Raw genomic sequence first — 1,403 nt, forward strand, 5'->3', positions numbered from 1 at the left:
CCAAGAAGTAACCACTTTTTTTCTAATTCTACTAATTGTTTTTGAATTGGGTGCCAATTTTTTTCAGGATTTTTGATGTTAAAAAACCCAGCAATAGATTGTTGATAGAGGCCAATGGCTTTATCATATTGTTTTTTCTTATATGCAGCCTTACCGTAACCATAATAAATAGATTTTAATAATTGCGTTTTGTGATTTATCAATTTCAATGAACTATCAAAATAATTTTCTGCAATATCAGCGTTTATTTCTATATAAGCCAAACCTAAATTGTAGTAGCTAGAAGAGAGATAGTCTTTTCGTTTTATTTTTTTTGCAATTATGATTGCCTTTTTATAATAAGAAATTGCTTTTAATAGGTTTTTCGTAGTACCGGTTTTGATGTATTCTTCATCACCATATTGATGAAATACTATAGCTATATTGGATGTAATTACATATTCATCATCTAAATTAGGTTTATCTGCGCTTTTTGACAGAGAGTCAGCTAAAAGTAAGTGCCTTATTACTTGTTTTCTGGTTTTAACTCCCATATCTCTGTAAGAAACTCCTATGTTAATATGATTGTCTATGATCTTTTGTCTATCTTTTATAGGGTCTAAATACTGAAATATTTTTAAACGATTTTCAACAGAATTATAGGGATCTTGTAATTTGTAGTAAATGTTAGCTAAATAATTATATGCCCTTATATTTAAGGAATGTTTTTTTAGAGGAACAGCTTTTTTTAAAGCTTTTATAGCTTTATGATAGTTTTCATATTTGTTGTGAAAATACCCAAGATTAATATAACTGTTTTTAAGTAATTCCCTATCAAAGGGAATTGCCTTTTTTTTTGCTTCAATGGCAAGTTCTGTGTAATAGATGGTATTTTTTTTATTTTTTTTTCGATAAAACCATTTTGCTAATTCATGAGCATCTGCGCCTAATTGGGTGTAGTTATTTTGTTTTTCATAAGTTTCGAAAAGTTGAGTATATAGACGTTTTTTAATAGTATCATTCTCCTTACTAATTAGAATAGAATCTAATACAGGAGACATTTTTTGAGTGTAAACGGACAGACAGCTTATTGAAAAAAACAATAATAGTAATATACGTTTCATCATTAAATGCGACTTTTACGTTGCTTACTCTTTCTTTTGTAAATAAAAACTCCCAATATTATTAATAGTAATGTCACGATACCTAAGATAATGTAATTGGTGTAATTAGTAGTGGGCAACAACGTTCCACTATCTCCTATCAATACTAAAGAAGCCCAATAATGAGGTGATGCTTCTGCATCGGTATTGTTTTTAAGATACTTAAGTTTTGCTGTTCGTAAAGCCTCGGATTTGGTTTGACCTTCGCTTAGATTTTTATAGAAATCAGAGGTGATGGTAGCAGTCGCTTTATCATTGGTA

2 protein-coding genes are annotated in these 1,403 nt (G+C 29.3%); both read right to left on the reverse strand.

What is annotated here, in order from left to right:
* Nucleotides 1-1,040 (reverse strand): hypothetical protein (locus J8L88_RS23345; RefSeq protein ID WP_211062068.1); only part of this gene is annotated, 1,040 nt, incomplete at its 3' end.
* 65 nt (nucleotides 1,041-1,105) lie between these two features.
* Nucleotides 1,106-1,403: CHAT domain-containing protein (locus tag J8L88_RS23350; RefSeq protein WP_211062069.1), on the reverse strand; the 298-nt coding region annotated here is incomplete at its 5' end.

It is taken from the genome of Aquimarina sp. MMG015 (assembly GCF_018100855.1).
In the GTDB taxonomy this organism is placed as follows: Bacteria; Bacteroidota; Bacteroidia; order Flavobacteriales; family Flavobacteriaceae; genus Aquimarina; species Aquimarina latercula.